At 58.2% G+C, this 287-nt stretch carries 1 rRNA gene; it reads left to right on the top strand.

What is annotated here, in order from left to right:
- A 16S ribosomal RNA gene (locus ETC02_RS17280) occupies positions 1-106 on the top strand; the annotation flags it as partial.
- Positions 107-287 lie beyond the last annotated feature (181 nt).

Genomic DNA, 287 nt, shown 5'->3' with positions numbered 1-287 from the left:
GTGAGGTAACCCGCAAGGGAGCCAGCCGCCGAAGGTGGGGCAAGTGATTGGGGTGAAGTCGTAACAAGGTAGCCGTACCGGAAGGTGCGGCTGGATCACCTCCTTTCTAAGGACGAAAAGCGGAGGCTCGCGGGTCGCCGCGATGGGCAAATGTTCTTCGCCTGCAAGGGTGCTTGCACCCGGAAGGCGAAGGTTATTTGACCCCGAGCAGCGGCGAGCCGGAGCTGGACATCAGTCGTTATTCAAAGCAAATCGCGCTTCTGTTTCGTTCAGTTTTGAGGGAACGA

Source organism: Geobacillus sp. DSP4a (assembly GCF_013096875.1).
GTDB classification, from domain to species: Bacteria; Bacillota; Bacilli; order Bacillales; family Anoxybacillaceae; genus Geobacillus; species Geobacillus thermophilus.
This window is presented reverse-complemented; position numbering and strand designations above follow the sequence as displayed.